16 protein-coding genes are annotated in these 14234 nt (G+C 40.3%); 1 reads left to right on the top strand and 15 read right to left on the bottom strand.

Annotated elements, in window-relative coordinates:
- Nucleotides 1-262: 262 nt before the first annotated feature.
- The 15 genes from hemA to HY987_RS05995 all read right to left on the bottom strand — a co-directional run bounded on the left by hemA (nt 263) and on the right by HY987_RS05995 (nt 13105).
- Nucleotides 263-1456: a glutamyl-tRNA reductase gene (gene hemA, locus HY987_RS06065; RefSeq protein ID WP_292756646.1), complete on the bottom strand. Its 1194-nt coding sequence runs from the start codon at nt 1454-1456 to the stop codon at nt 263-265.
- Between the two features lie 145 nt (nt 1457-1601).
- Nucleotides 1602-2222, bottom strand: a complete 621-nt coding sequence (locus tag HY987_RS06060) for a bifunctional precorrin-2 dehydrogenase/sirohydrochlorin ferrochelatase (RefSeq protein WP_292756644.1) — start codon at nt 2220-2222, stop codon at nt 1602-1604.
- Nucleotides 2223-2239: 17 nt separating this feature from the next.
- Entirely contained in the window at nt 2240-2716 is a 477-nt protein-coding gene (locus tag HY987_RS06055; protein WP_292756642.1) for a methanogenesis marker 9 domain-containing protein, read from the bottom strand.
- A gap of 1 nt (nt 2717) precedes the next feature.
- Complete coding sequence (atwA, locus tag HY987_RS06050; protein WP_292756640.1) at nt 2718-4313, bottom strand: methyl coenzyme M reductase system, component A2; 1596 nt, start codon at nt 4311-4313, stop codon at nt 2718-2720.
- A gap of 139 nt (nt 4314-4452) precedes the next feature.
- Entirely contained in the window at nt 4453-5196 is a 744-nt protein-coding gene (locus HY987_RS06045) for an MJ0144 family RNA dihydrouridine synthase-like protein (RefSeq protein WP_292756638.1), read from the bottom strand.
- Between the two features lie 165 nt (nt 5197-5361).
- Complete coding sequence (locus HY987_RS06040) at nt 5362-6117, bottom strand: GTP cyclohydrolase III (protein ID WP_292756636.1); 756 nt, start codon at nt 6115-6117, stop codon at nt 5362-5364.
- Complete coding sequence (gene cofD, locus HY987_RS06035) at nt 6114-7019, bottom strand: 2-phospho-L-lactate transferase (protein ID WP_292756736.1); 906 nt, start codon at nt 7017-7019, stop codon at nt 6114-6116. The genes HY987_RS06040 and cofD overlap by 4 nt, the downstream gene beginning before the upstream one ends.
- 168 nt (nt 7020-7187) lie before the next feature.
- Complete coding sequence (locus HY987_RS06030; RefSeq protein ID WP_292756634.1) at nt 7188-7331, bottom strand: hypothetical protein; 144 nt, start codon at nt 7329-7331, stop codon at nt 7188-7190.
- A 199-nt stretch (nt 7332-7530) separates the two neighbouring features.
- Complete coding sequence (locus tag HY987_RS06025) at nt 7531-8292, bottom strand: coenzyme F420-0:L-glutamate ligase (RefSeq protein ID WP_292756632.1); 762 nt, start codon at nt 8290-8292, stop codon at nt 7531-7533.
- 206 nt (nt 8293-8498) lie between these two features.
- The gene (locus HY987_RS06020; protein WP_292756630.1) at nt 8499-9101 is read right to left on the bottom strand and encodes an IMP cyclohydrolase; all 603 of its coding nucleotides are present in this window, start codon (nt 9099-9101) and stop codon (nt 8499-8501) included.
- A gap of 177 nt (nt 9102-9278) precedes the next feature.
- Nucleotides 9279-9671, bottom strand: a complete 393-nt coding sequence (locus HY987_RS06015) for a biopolymer transporter ExbD (RefSeq protein ID WP_292756628.1) — start codon at nt 9669-9671, stop codon at nt 9279-9281.
- 134 nt (nt 9672-9805) lie between these two features.
- Nucleotides 9806-10648 (bottom strand): MotA/TolQ/ExbB proton channel family protein, encoded by an 843-nt coding sequence (locus HY987_RS06010; RefSeq protein WP_292756626.1) that lies wholly within the window; start codon nt 10646-10648, stop codon nt 9806-9808.
- Nucleotide 10649: 1 nt separating this feature from the next.
- Complete coding sequence (rnhB, locus tag HY987_RS06005) at nt 10650-11264, bottom strand: ribonuclease HII (protein ID WP_292756624.1); 615 nt, start codon at nt 11262-11264, stop codon at nt 10650-10652.
- A 108-nt stretch (nt 11265-11372) separates the two neighbouring features.
- Nucleotides 11373-12446, bottom strand: a complete 1074-nt coding sequence (locus tag HY987_RS06000) for a rod shape-determining protein (protein WP_292756623.1) — start codon at nt 12444-12446, stop codon at nt 11373-11375.
- A 32-nt stretch (nt 12447-12478) separates the two neighbouring features.
- A complete protein-coding gene (locus HY987_RS05995; RefSeq protein WP_292756621.1) occupies nt 12479-13105 on the bottom strand; it encodes a hypothetical protein in 627 nt (208 codons plus the stop codon).
- Between the two features lie 432 nt (nt 13106-13537).
- Here HY987_RS05995 and HY987_RS05990 point away from each other — a divergent pair, with 432 nt between their 5' ends.
- Nucleotides 13538-14206 carry an archaetidylserine decarboxylase gene (locus tag HY987_RS05990; protein WP_292756619.1) on the top strand — a complete coding sequence of 223 codons (669 nt, stop codon included), beginning with the start codon at nt 13538-13540 and terminating at the stop codon, nt 14204-14206.
- The last annotated feature ends 28 nt before the right edge of the window (nt 14207-14234 follow it).

The raw sequence follows: 14234 nt of genomic DNA, 5'->3' as shown, positions 1-14234 counted from the left end.
ATGAACATATTCCCTGTATCAGATTTGCTCCATAATATATTTAGAGTCAATCAATACTTCTCATCTGGGTTGTCTGGAAATGAAATTAAACAAATGAAATTTCATGGTAATTCAAATTTCATGATAATCTTGAATAGTAATTATATGGGAGCTTGAAATTATCGCATAAAAAAGAATCATTTAACTAAATATTTAATTTAAATTAGGAATTATTAATGAGTAATTGATTAGATTCAAGGTGATTAAAGAGTTCGAAAGGATATCATTTGTTATTTTTAAAAATATACTTTGCACTGTTTAAAACAGCTTTATCATGGTGTTCTGAGGCTTCTTTTAGATTTTGGATTATGTTGAGAAACACACGATCCACCACCACCTTGGTGAGATCATCCACTACTCGTTCCTTACCATTCATATCTCCCAACTTTCGAAATGCCTTCTCAGTTTCCCGTATTCGGATAGCTTCGGCCTGGGCTCTTATCTGTGCAATGAACGGTTCCACTTCCAAGTGTCTGAGAGATTTTTCAAGAAGTTCCAGCTCATCTGCAATAATTTTTTCAGCTTCTTCTGCCTCCGACTCCCTCATTTTTTTATTTTTATCTGCTATGCCTCTTAAATCATCAATGTTATAGAGTCTGACCCCTAACTGGCTAACATCCTCTTCTATATCTCGTGGATTAGCTATGTCTATCATTACCATTTTCTTCAAATTTTCAGCAGGAACTGCATCTATTACTTTTTCTGCAGTGAGAATGGTATGGGGTGCTCCAGTGGCACTGATAACCACATCTGCATCGTACATTGCCCTGGCAAGAAGGTCAAAATGGATGGCGCTTCCTCCCAACTCCCGGGCCAAGCACATTGCCCGGTCGTAGGTACGGTTGGCAACCACAATGGCTTTGAGATGTTTCTCCACTAGTGCCTTGGCCACCAGGGTTCCCATCTTACCGGCCCCAATAATCAGCACCTTCTTACATTTAAGATCTCCCAGGACTGATTCAGCCAGGTTAACTGCTGCAGAACCTATGGAAACCGAACCCTGATTGATTCGTGTTTTTTTACGCACAGCCTGCCCTACATGTATTGCTTTAGTGAATACAGTGCCTAAAACCTGACCGCTACAACCAGTTTTAACACTTGATTTATAAGCATCCTTTAACTGACCTAATATTTGATCTTCGCCTATGATCATGGATTCAAGTCCGCATGAAAGTTTTAAAACATGTTCAAGAGCTTTTTCATCCTTTTCAACCACTAAACCGTTCCAGTGGTAATTCAGAGGGGATTCATCCATGACCAGATAAATTTCAGCACGGTTGCATGTTTTTATCTGGATAAACTCCTGCACCTGGTGTTCTTGCTGTATTTTTGCGAATATTTCATCCATCCTGCTGGTGGATTCCTCAATTTTGCTGATATCCGCGGTTTTATGGTCGATCCGGATGTTAAGAATCACTTTGACCCTCCTGAAACTGGGAGATGTGTTGGTCTCCTTATTTTCAGTTGTTAGTTGATAATTTTGATTTATATTATTAATATTCTATTTTGTAATAATAATGGTCAACATAGTCTTCAATTGTAGTTTTGAGTTATTTTATGTATCAATATTGGGTTTCCAGAAGCAGGGTAACGTAAGTCCTGGCTTCCTCCAGTTTACCGTTATCTAAAAGTTCATTAATCTTCTTATCATTTAATATTTGGTATAAATAATCACGACGTTTTTTCTGACCCTGCACTTTTTCTTTCAGTAACTGGCGGGTGAAATGCTGCAGTTCCATCTTTAAAATGTCTTCTTCCTGGATCACGGTCTGGATACGTTTTCGCAGTTGGCGAGCCATAAGTGGACTTTTTCCCTGGGTGAATATGGAAAACTGTACGTCTTTGATGAAAAAAGAGGATGGAACAATGAGATTGCCCTCTTCCGGATGGTCAGCACGATTTATGAGTTTATCTTTAGCCAAATGCGCCACCTCCTGGTTTAACTGGGGATCACCACTGGCCACTACCACCAGGTCTGCCCAATCAATCCATTTGGGAAGTTCTGCACGTGGTTTGGAGGTAGTTCCTAGCTTTTCAAGTTCTGGGGGAACATGCCCTCCGCTCATCACCACATTGGCACCGGCATCCAGGAAACGGAGTGCTCTTCTCTGACCAACCTCCCCTGCTCCCACAACCAGAACATTTTTATTCTGCATCTCCAAGTAGAGGGGAGTCCAGCCCATCTGATAACACTCCTGGTTTATAACTCCAGGTTTTTCATTCTGAGAACCTTAATGGCGGTTTTCAAATCGTTACCGCACTCAGAAAGAACCTGGGACGCTTCCTCTTTAGTAACATCAAATGCATCAGAAAGAGCTTTAACACTTTCATTATTGTTTGTAGGTTCGTGACCTACCAGTTCCTTTGATAACTGGTGTTTTAAATCCATGTATTCTTCACTACTCATATCAATCCTGCGCAAAACCATGTCCCGCAGTGGACATGGCTTGGATGGTTTGCAACACCATACAAGGGATCCGAAACAGGTTCCGTCACCCTCACCAAGACGTGTTTTCTTTCCAAACTTCTCTTTAATCTCAATGTACTCCTGTGGAGTAATTTCAGCTTCTTCAAGAGCGAATACAATAGGGCAAGGTTTAACAGGAGGGCAACAGAATGTTAAGGCTCTTTTATCTCCCCCTCTACATACATGTGATGGTGAATCTTCCCAGGCCATCTTAATCCTCCTTTAACATTTTTTCTTTCTCTGAAGGGGTTAAATCTTCCACAATATCTCCTGGCAGGCCAGTTTTAAGGATTTTCCCGCCTCTCATGAGAGCTGCACGGTCGCAGACATCCAGTACGAAGTCCATATCGTGACTGATAATTAGGAAAGTTTGTTTAAGTTCATCCCTTGCTTTCCTGATGGAATCAGTAACCTGCACCCGGGTTATGGGGTCCATGGTTCCGGTAGGTTCATCTAAGATAACGATATTCGGTTCCTTGATTAGAACCTGGGCCAGTGCCACACGATGTCTTTCTCCTCCACTCAACTCATCAGGATATTTGGTTATTATCTTCTCAGCGTAATTTTCATCGAAGCCCACAGCATTTAAGACGTAAAGGGCTTTCATTTTAGCAAACTCTGCTGGTAATTCCAGGCTAATTGCTTCGGTGAGGTTTCCTAAAACATTCCTGTGAGGATATAAACTGTACTCCTGGTGTAATATTCCCAGGTATGGTTTAACCCGGCCTCTGCCGAATATGCCCTTTTCAGTCATGTCTATCCAGTTATCCCCTAATTTAACTATGATTTGGCCGCTACTGGGATCAGTGAGGCCGTATAGAATACGGGAAAGGGTGGTTTTACCGGCTCCTGAGAGTCCAACCACTCCGAATATTTCTCCTTCATCAACAACCAGGTCTATACCATCCACAGCCTTAACCACTCCCCGATCAATGGAGTAGTAGTGTTTTTTCACTCCTTCCATTTTTATGATGGGTCCACCTGCCTTGAATTCGGTTTTCTTTTCAGGAAGAGGGACCTGATCCATGAAACTCTGCACCACAGTTTCCGGGTCTCCTTCTTCCACAATTTCTCCCTTCTCCAACCAGATAACATAGTCTGATAGTTGTCGCATCACCTCTGGCCAGTGGGAAGTGATGACCATGGTGGTTCCCTTTTCCTTCACCCCTTTAATCAAGGCCTGGTGGATTAATTCAGCGGTTTGAGGGTCAAGTGTACCGGTGGGTTCATCTGCTAAAAATAGCATTGGTTCCTTAGCAATCTGGCGGGCCAGAACCACTCTTTGTTTTTCTCCACCAGAAAGATCACGAGCGATATGGGTGATCCGGTGGGTCATCTGGGCCATATCCAGAAGATCAATTGCCATGTATGTGCTTTCTTCCTCGTCATGTCCTGTGATTGATTTTATAACATTATCGATAACCGTGTCATCCTCGTAGAGGGCAAATGTCCTCTGGAGCATGATGGAGATACGGCGTTTGATTGCTGCGAAAAGTTTACGATCCGAGTGCCAGAAATCGACTTTCTGGACTTCATAGCTACATCCACATTTACAGGATTTCTCTGCCATTGAAGGCGGTTCTACCCTTAAGCATCCGGGGCAAACAGCTACATTATAAAGGATTCGACCTTCATTGGGGCGGTAGTCCTTCATTCCCCTTAACATGTTTATGAGGACTGACTTTCCAGAGCCGCTTCTTCCCAGGATACCAAGAACAGCACCTTCCTCTATGGTTATGTTCAGGTTTTTCAGGATTTCCACACCATCAAAGGTCTTGGTGACGTTTTCCAATTCTATAAAAGACATTTAACCACCTTTTTATATAATAATTAAATTAAATGAGTAATCTATCTATGAGCCGTATGTTCTTTTATTTTTTTGATCCATTGTTTTTAATTTATATGATTTCATATTAAAAATTTTATTATATAAAAAATATTCACTTCTATATTTGGGATAGATCAAAGGATAGTGTTCCTCCAATGGCAGCTCTTGCAATTGATATTCCATCAGCACCAGCAGCCAACATCTTCCTGGCAGATCCAATATCTCTGATTGAATTGTTGCCAATAATGAACATGGAAGTTTCCTGGCGGATTAATTTAACCATATCATAATCTGCCGAGTTAAAACCTGGTTTCATGGCATCTAGATGTAGATAATCTGCACCGGCATGATCAATGGCACTGACTGTTTTAATTTCATCAACATCAGGAACATTGGCCCGTATCTTCACGGATACTTTACTCTTAGCCTTTTTCACCACTTCCCTGGTGAATTTTTCCAGATGAGATGGGTTTTCCATGAGTGCCTGGCCACAACCCAGTTGAGTTATTTCTGGTTGTCGGCAGTGGGCGTTGATCTCCACCACATCCACATTTTTAAGTCGGGAAACCTCAATAATGGGATCGGTAGTAAGGGCACGAAGATTAACAGAAACCATACCATCCCATAAATCCTGACATTTAAGGAGAAAAGATTGTTCTTCCAGATAGGGGAGTAAATCCCCTGGTTTTAAGTCAAACTCAGGCCTTCCACGGGCCAGAATTTCCTGCCCTGCATTAAGGGTGGATTGATCAGCGTTGTAACCTCCCAAGGTCACCATGTCAAACCCAAGAGTTGAAATGTCCCGGCAAAAAGTACCATCAGTGATACCTGCCATGGGAGCTAGGACTTCAATAAATTCCACTCCAATATGCTGTATAAATTATGCAAATTAAATGAACTAATCTCGACTAATCAAGAGTTATATGTCATATTACTCATGCAGTCTTTAAATTATAAGGTATAATGAATGTAAATTCATTAAAACCCTTTTTAAAAGTTTAATCAGTTTTATTCCTTCATGCAGGTTTTATTCCTTCATGACATGAACCAGGTTGTAGGTGCAGCCATCTCGGATTTCTTCCAAGGCCAGATCAGCGAGGTTAGCTGCCTTTTCAGCGGTAGGTGCCTTCCCCACACCTGCTTTCAGGGCGATGTTGATTTCTTCTTCGATTTCTTCTATGATTGTAAGCAGTCCTTCGGGGTTCATACCATTACAGGGAGACATGAAGTTATCCCCGCCAATGAAAAAGAGTAAAGATCCCTTTTCGATTAATTTCTTCATCAGGAAATGCTGAACTCGGTTAACAATAAAAGAAGTATCATACGCTGGAATGATATCAGTGAGTGAGTCAGTGATTCCATTAATGTCGATATGGGCAATCTGCACAAAGCTGTCATCTGGTTTCACCAGTCCTTCAATGGCCAGGATTTCACTCCGGTCCTCGGATTGGGCTCCACCATATTTCTGAAGTGCACTGGTGGCGCTCCTCTGTGCTTCGTAGGGAGTTTCAGCAGTTCCCACACCCATACTCACGGTTATGGGGTAACGGTTGTTAATGGACTTCTGGATACGCAGATGATGCTCCATATCCACTCCGTTGGTGACCGCCAGCATGTTATCAAAGCGGGTGAAGAAAACCAATCCCCCTTTGACTGCGAATTGCCTTTGAAGGTCGGCGTATAATTCTGCCTGCAAGATCTGCAGGTCTGCTTCGGCCCGTGGTTTGGGGGTAACAGTCCAGGGTCCGTAGTTGTCAATTTGAATTAAAGTCATTTGTATCATACATTTTCACCCAAAATACATCTGGCTAAATTTATCTTATCTGTAACATTGGTCATGATGGTGTGAGTTATCATGACATCTGATATTAGCTTTTCTATTTCTTCCTGATGATCTCTGTCCACCAGGTCAATTATGAATTTATCCATAAAATCTTTATATATGTCCGCCACTCCCAGAGATGAAACTTCATGACCCATGGCCTGCATAAACTTAGCAGCCGGACCACTAACTGGCTTATTACCCACTATTGGAGATACACCAACAACATAAGTCTTTTGCAATGCTTTTCTAACGCCCTTGGCTGATATTATGGGTCCGATAGATGTTATGGGGTTAGAAGGTCCAATAACTACCATATCTGAATTTTCGATTTTTTCTATTAAACCAGGGGTGGGATCAACCTTCTGGTAACTTATATCATGTACTTCTGGTTTTCCCTGATTTTCAACCAGGAACTGGTGAAATTCCATTTCACCAAGGTGGGTAGTTATGGTGATTTTAGATTTCTGGTTGCTCATCGGAATTATCCGGGACTTAATTCCCAGTTCCAGTCTCTGGATATTCACTGCATCTGAAAGGGGATGTTCCTTCATTAACAGGGTTTTCTGGATTTTCATGGCCCGGTCACGATCTCCGATCTTGAGGGTTTCCGGACACCCGATCTCCTTTAACCGATCATGGGTTATAAAACTATCATCCTTAACTCCATACCAAGTGTTCTCATTGATGATCCCCGCCAGGGTGTAAAGCACGGTGTCCACATCAGGGGCAACGTAAACTCCTGAGAAATATTCATTCTCCACAGTGTTCACGATTACAGTAATATCTTCGGGATTTACCAGCTCCACCATGCCCTGCAGGAGCTTAGGAGTGCCAGTTCCACCAGAAAGGACGCTTATCATTTTTATCAACGTATCAACTAAATTTTCAGTCAAAATTATCAGTCAATTATCAGTAAATGTTTCATGAAATTTTTGTTCATGAAATTTTTCTCCGTGGGATTGTAATCATGAGTTAATTGATTATATTTCAACCTTAGTTTCCCATTATTTCGGTATAATTCATTAAGCTTAAATTCCTATCTGATGCACATTCAGCTCCTTTAAAAGGCGATTTCGCTCGTTTTTCAGTTCTTTAAGCACTTCTGGGTCACAAGAACCCTTTTTTTCAAGGTAAGCAATGGTAGTGGTTATAGCTTCCAGTTGCGTTTCCATTTGATTAACCGGCATATAGATCAACTCATAATCAAACCATTTCATTCCAAAACATTTTCAATAAAACAATTTCTTATTAAAAATCTCATTATCCTTAAATTTTTTCTTCCAGGATTTAAAACAGATTGATATACGCGATCGAGATATGGGCATTTGGTTTTAGATGAATTTCATTTACGGAAATTTTAGATGAATTCATCTAACGGAAAACATCGTATTTTTTTGGTCTTATTAATGGTTGGATTGTGGCAGATTCACTTCTGAGTTTCTGGAAGTAGCTAACACCACGGATGATAACCACGGGTATCCCCTCATCAGCCTGACCCATCACCAGAGAAGCTGCTGAGGATAGTTCATCAGCCACAGCTATACTGGTAGTTTTAAGCTCCCTATTATATAAATCAAGTTCACCGCAACGATCCCAGAGGGGTTCCATCCCAGAAATACCTATAGCTGTGCCAATGGCTCCTTCACGGAATGCTCTACCCTGTGTGTCAGATATTATTATTGCAATACTCTTTCCATTATTGGTTTCTAATTTTTCCCTTATCTCCTGGGCACTTTTATCCGGATTTACAGGTATGGGTGTTGCCAGTCCATTTTCCACATTGGATTCATCAATACCGGCATTGGCACACACAAAACCATGCTTGGTTTCAGAGATAATGAAGTCCGGTCCGACCTTAATGATCTCCTCTGACTCCTGAATTATTGCTTCAACCAGTTCAGAGTCTTTCCCGGTTAGTTCAGCAATTTCCCTGGCACGTTGGCTTGGTTTAATACTTTCCAGATGAATTAGGTAGCCTTCAGCTTTAGCCACTGCTGTTTCAGCAATAACCAGAATATCCTCATCATCCAGTTCAATGCCCTGTAGTTCCGCAGCCTGCAGGATGAGTTGGGATAGATCATCTCCTTTTTTAATGAGGGGAATACTGGTGAGCCCTATAATTTTGATTTCCATGGTTAGCACCGATTTGGGTTTAAATGTCGTATGGGAATAGTCCAATCATATCTGGACTGGTCTTAATGTTATTGTTTGATATTTATAAGAATCTTTACGTGGGATTAATCATCGTACTAGGATTTATAATGATGGTTAATTAGGAAATGAAATGGTCTACTATAGACACCGCGGGTGGTAAATTAAAGATATAAAACCAATTTTTTTTAAATCGATTTTAATTCCCAATCTTTTTGACCGAATGCAGCCGCGGAAGTTACGGGATTGGTGAACTGGGAGAACTTCCCCTTATCCATTATGAACTGAGCAGCTTCAGATACGTTACCTGCAGTAAATTCCACTTTGTTGGGTTGTATATGTTCATAGGTAGCTATGTAACTGGCTTCACCATCGGGAACCTTTTCCACCTGGATCTTTTCATGGGTGACAATGCCAATGTATGCTTCTCCTTCCAGGGTAACCGCCCCTGCAATTCGGGGAGTGTTAAAGTCATCCTTTTCGTAATCCATGGTCATGAGTGAAAGGGCTAATGAATCCCGAATGCTCATACCTGATGCGATTTTCTCGGCAATTACATCGGTGTGGGAACCATTGGAAACCACTGCCACATCATCCACCAGACGTATGCAATTGTAGGCTATGTATGGACTTACAAAAACATCCTTTTCATGCCCTTCCTTGGGAACCACAGCTACCCTTTCGGGAAATGTTCTGGTGATCCTGTTGGGGAAAGAACGACTGGACACTCTATACGCCACAAAATTACCTGTTTCACTACTTCCAACTGCCAATATTCTTCCTAGATACATTTATTTCACCTTTCCAAAACTCCAATCTTTTTTTATTCAGTGATCATGCAATCTAAAGAGTTGTACAACCCTTAAAATATCTGGAAACCTCATAAAGAGTTGTAACTGAGATTGTACATGTAAATATGATATATATTCAATATACAGTAATTTGTGTATGCCGTAATTTGTGTATGGTCAACTTTGGGGAATACTGACTGCCTTATCTGGACTCATTCCCGCCGGTGTAGTGATGATAATGGATCCTTCCTTGGGCTTGATAACGATTTCTCCTTCATCTATTACTCTGGTATGAATTGCAATGGCACTGTTACGGATATAACTGGACATATCCTCCCCATTAACAGTGACAGTTTTAAGACCAGTCACTGGGAAAAGATAATATTCTGAACTGCCACTGCTTTGACTTACCTGGGGTTTACCAGCACTGGAATCAGTGGCAACCTGGAAACTACTGGTAACCATGAGAAATATGAGAATAGTAAAAATAACATCAATAAGGGGAACCAGGTTAACCCGTGCCTGTCTGCTGCGCAGCTTCCTGCGGTAACTATTGGTATCTATAGCCATCTCCAAATCCCCTTATAAATTCTTTAGTGTTATTAGTTTGATGAATTCACTAATTTAATTGATTAATTTAGTTAAATGAAATCTGATTTATATAATTAATTAGTTTAAATATTAATCTGAAATTAATATAATACTCATTGTTTTAGTTTACTCTCCACTATTCTGGCTTCGGTATTGCATTTTTCCTTAATTATATTGCCGATACTTTTCTCCAGCATGTGGGGGTTCAGTGAAATCCAGATATTGGCCTCTTTATCTTGGTGAAGCTCTTTAACTTCTAAAATACCATTAGATTCTTTTAAGGCTGTAATTGCATTTTCAACATCGGAATCCACCTTAATTCGCATCTCTGCAGTTCGCCAGTTGGTCATTTTTTTGGCGATCTCTATTTTATCCAGTTCACTCTCTATTCTACTGTTAATATGAGTATAGAGGGGGAGGATGATTATAGCCACGGCTAAACCGGCAATGGTGGTGATAAGTGCCACGTAAATACCCTCAGCCATGCCAGTGGGGCTGGCATTCACTCCCATTGCTTTGAAAGTGTACCACATTCCCAGAACAGTTCCAATTAATCCTAAAAGAGGAGCTATTTCGATTATAGTTCGTATGGTGTCCATTCCTTTGGTCATACGTCCCATTTCAACAATGAATACCCTTTCCATGGCATCTTCAACTTCTCTATTATTACGGAAACCGATCTTAAGAGCTTCGGCAACTATTTTAGAAATAGGATTTTGATAACGTCCTATGGAACGTAATGCCTCTAGAGAGCCGCCTCTTTCCATGGATTTGTTCACTTCACTCATGATCTGGGGTAATCCCACTTGGGATATCTTGCGCAGGTAGTATATTTTCTCTGCAGAATAGAATATACCATAAATTCCGATTATGGTAATGATGTAGGTAATGACTCCTCCACTTTTGAACATCTCCAGTATGGTGTTGAAGGAGCCTGCGAAAAATTCGTAAATCATCTTATCCTCTTATTCTTTCAACTGTTGCCCAGGAACTGCGTACAAAGTCAGGCAGATCCTCTACAGGGGATATTGTTTTCAAAAACTCAATGGTTTTAGGATCACTGGGATAACCAGATCCCACATTTTCATACGTTTTTCGGATATCCTGTATGGCCCGGTCACGTTCCACCTTGGCTATTATGGAAGCTGCAGAGACAATGGGATAACGGTCATCTGCCTTATGTTCAGCCACCACCCGGACTTCAGAATGCATGGTTTCCAGTTCACTGGTCAATCTTTCTGGTTTAACATCCATGGAATCAATGAAACATGTAGAAGGGTTAGATTCACTAATGATGCGATTAATAGCGATTTTTTCAATCTCATTCAGATTAACATCACGGGATCGTAGTGTGTCTATGTCATGGGCAGTTATATGTACAGTATGGCATTCAGCGATTCGTTTTATCTTCCGTGATAAAACAATTCTTTTTTTGGGGGAAATCTTCTTGGAATCCTTTAAACCGAGTCTTTCAAGATATTTAACTCGATCCTCTTCCACGGCAACGCCAGAAACAACCAGAGGTCCTAAAACGGATCCCCGGCCTGCTTCATCTATTCCTATTATTTTCATGGAGGCTTTGGTTTATTTTTTTTTTAAAATGGGATGTGAATTGCCCGGTTTTATTGAAATCTTTTCAAAGGGCAAACACAACTTTTAGATATCACAATATCTGGCTATTTATTTCATGGCTTTAAGACGTACTTCTGGTTCCAGTGCACGTGGTTCAGCAGCCACAATTGCGGTTCCTTTGGCAACTACAGTCATTGGATCATCTGAGATCTCCACAGGCACACCTACTTCTTCATAGATACGTTCTTTAAGTCCTTTAAGTTGTGAAGTTCCACCTACTACCACGGTTTTGTTGTAAACACCGGAAATGAGTTCAGGTGACATTCTTTCTAAGACTTTTGCCAGGGCTTCCACCAATTTAACAATAATTGGTTCAGCAGCATCTGCCACCAGAGTGGAATCTATCTCCACTTTTTCTGGTTTGTTGGTTGCCATGGATTTACCAATGACCACGGTTTTACCGTTTTCCCCATCATTTTCGGAGTGAACCATTCCCACTTCTATTTTGGCTTTTTCTGCTTCGTGGATACCGATTTCTACATTGTAGATTTCTTTCACTTTTTCAACGATGTTGGAGTCGATATCATCTCCACCACTACGTATGGTTTCAATATCAGTTATTCCACCCAGGGAAATAACCACCACATCACTTGATCCAGCTCCTATATCAATCACCATGGTACCAGAAGCTTCTGCAATTGGAAGACCAGCACCTATCGCTGCTGCCAGCCCTTCACTTATCACTAGAACGTAATTAGCTCCTGCTTTCTTCCCAATATCTTCCACGGCTTTTTTCTCCACTTCCGAGGCGTCTCCAGGGATACCCACAACTATACGGTCGATGCTTGAAGTGTCTTCACCGGAACCCAGATCCATGGAGTAAAGTAACAGTGATTCTGCCTGGGCAATGCTTTCAATAACTCCCTGTCTTAATGGGCGAACTGCTATAATATCCTCAGGGGTTCTTCCTAACATGGCTTTGGCTTCTTCACCAACAGCCAATACATAGCCAGGATCTTCCTTTTTAACAGCTACTACTGAGGGTATTTTGAATAAATCGAATTTATCTCCTGATGGTCTGGCCACCACTGTGTTAAGAGTCCCTAAGTCTATGCCCAAAGTATTGGACAAAGCTTGTTTCTTATCATCTTCTACTTCGTCTTTTTTACCGAAACCGAACATTTTAATCCTCCTATGAAATAATTAATACTCTTCTACTTCTTTAAAATTTTATTAAATTCAATTAAAAATATCTTATTGGATCTGGCAAGTTCCTTAATTTTGGGAACATTCTCCTCTTCTGCAGATATTAAAACAGTTGATAATGCAACATCAGCCATTTTAAATAAGGGGTCTATGGTGTTGCGAATGAAACGGGGTAGCATGTTGGTTATGTAAACATCGGTTTCTATGAATCCGGTGGTTTGATCCTCTATCAGGAAAGAAAGTTTTACCATGCTTTTTTCACAATCCCCCACAAATTTTTTAATGGCATTTTCAGGACCAACTGTTAAAAGAAGATTGCCCTCATCTTTAACATAATATGGTGCTATTTTAAGATAGGCACCGCCATTCTCTTTACAGATCATGCTCAGCTCTCTTATTTTGCTTGTTTCTCCATGAAGCATGATAAAATCAAATTTTTTGGTTACGAATGATTCTCTGGTGGTCACGTGTTCCCTGCAGAGTACTTTAACCCGGTCTTTATCCATTATAGCAGAGTAAGCTACGTTGTTAACCATGTCTTCGTTACCAGCAATGACACACCATATATAATCTGAATCCTGCACTGTAGAAACTTCAGCTGCTTTTCTCAGGATCTTTATTTTATTCTCAATCATCAGTTACCACTTTTATTAAAATTGAATTAAGACTTTTTTTGGTAAGTATTTAGTATACAATAAATAAGTTCAGCATATCAATTTGATTTCTATATATATAAGTAAATGGATAAAATTCTCATTTGGATAAAATTCTCATTATACAATTTTCTGAATTGTTAACTAATCTGGTAGTTACTGTAATTGTTAGCTTGAATCTAATAATTATATTTTGAATATTAATGAATAGATGAAACTACTTTTAATTTCTCAAGAATATATAAGTAAATGGTTGAATTATCATTAACTTCTAATATGTATAAGTAAATGATTAAAGCTACTATCATATACTAACGGTATATATATTTTTATAATATGCTGGTGTTGTCTTTTTGGCCATAAGGCCGATATACAACTCTAATCAACCTAAATTTTTGATAACAGGGATATCACATGTTCGTCAAAGGAACTCTAAAAAAAGCAGGCATACTATTAACCCTTGCGGTTTTACCCTTTCTTTTTGGCTATGTTATTGTAAGTTTCATAATGTTCTCACTGATAGCCTTCTTGATGCAGTTTTTCAGGGACCCTAACCGGAAAATACCTTATAATGGGGGTTTAATTGTTGCTCCGGCAGATGGTAGGATACTAAAGGGAAAAATCGATCGTGTGAAAACAGTTCACTATGAAGATCCATTGATGGAACATATACTAAGCCCGGGAGGGAAGGGTATTCTGATAAGTACTTTCATGTCCCCCTTCGATGTTCATGTTAACCGGGCTCCCATCTCTGGGACGATAGTGAAGACCCAACATTACCCGGGTAAATTTAAAATCGCCATGCGAAATGTACTTACTGAAAATGAAAAGAATTTAATAGTTATAGATTCAGAGTATGGAAAAGTGGGTGTCATACAGATAGCCGGTTTCGTGGCCAGGCGCATAGTTCAATATGTGGAAGTAGGGGACCAAGTGAAAACAGGCGACCGTCTGGGAATGATAAGATTTGGTTCCAGAGTTGATCTAATTATCCCCTATGAAAACACTGAATTGATGGTCACTGAAGGTAAAAAACCAACTGCAGGAGAAACTATAATCGCCCAAATGCGTAAAAAAAGTTAAAAACATACTTATAATTAATATCGGAGTA

It is taken from the genome of Methanobacterium sp. (assembly GCF_016217785.1).
Classification (GTDB): Archaea; Methanobacteriota; Methanobacteria; order Methanobacteriales; family Methanobacteriaceae; genus Methanobacterium.
Note: the sequence above shows the minus strand (reverse complement) of the source record. Positions and strands in the feature narration are given on the sequence as shown.

Bases quoted from the DNA above. Each gene is read 5' to 3' on its own strand.
- HY987_RS06020 (WP_292756630.1), bottom strand. From the start codon at position 9,101: ATGTATCTAGGAAGAATATTGGCAGTTGGAAGTAGTGAAACAGGTAAT.
- HY987_RS06055 (WP_292756642.1), bottom strand. From the start codon at position 2,716: ATGGCCTGGGAAGATTCACCATCACATGTATGTAGAGGGGGAGATAAA.
- cofD (WP_292756736.1), bottom strand. From the start codon at position 7,019: ATGATAAGCGTCCTTTCTGGTGGAACTGGCACTCCTAAGCTCCTGCAG.
- HY987_RS05990 (WP_292756619.1), top strand. From the start codon at position 13,538: ATGTTCGTCAAAGGAACTCTAAAAAAAGCAGGCATACTATTAACCCTT.
- HY987_RS06010 (WP_292756626.1), bottom strand. From the start codon at position 10,648: ATGATTTACGAATTTTTCGCAGGCTCCTTCAACACCATACTGGAGATG.
- HY987_RS06000 (WP_292756623.1), bottom strand. From the start codon at position 12,446: ATGTTCGGTTTCGGTAAAAAAGACGAAGTAGAAGATGATAAGAAACAA.
- HY987_RS06030 (WP_292756634.1), bottom strand. From the start codon at position 7,331: ATGGAAACGCAACTGGAAGCTATAACCACTACCATTGCTTACCTTGAA.
- HY987_RS06040 (WP_292756636.1), bottom strand. From the start codon at position 6,117: ATGATACAAATGACTTTAATTCAAATTGACAACTACGGACCCTGGACT.
- HY987_RS05995 (WP_292756621.1), bottom strand. From the start codon at position 13,105: ATGATTGAGAATAAAATAAAGATCCTGAGAAAAGCAGCTGAAGTTTCT.
- rnhB (WP_292756624.1), bottom strand. From the start codon at position 11,264: ATGAAAATAATAGGAATAGATGAAGCAGGCCGGGGATCCGTTTTAGGA.
- HY987_RS06015 (WP_292756628.1), bottom strand. From the start codon at position 9,671: ATGGCTATAGATACCAATAGTTACCGCAGGAAGCTGCGCAGCAGACAG.
- atwA (WP_292756640.1), bottom strand. From the start codon at position 4,313: ATGTCTTTTATAGAATTGGAAAACGTCACCAAGACCTTTGATGGTGTG.
- HY987_RS06025 (WP_292756632.1), bottom strand. From the start codon at position 8,292: ATGGAAATCAAAATTATAGGGCTCACCAGTATTCCCCTCATTAAAAAA.
- HY987_RS06060 (WP_292756644.1), bottom strand. From the start codon at position 2,222: ATGGGCTGGACTCCCCTCTACTTGGAGATGCAGAATAAAAATGTTCTG.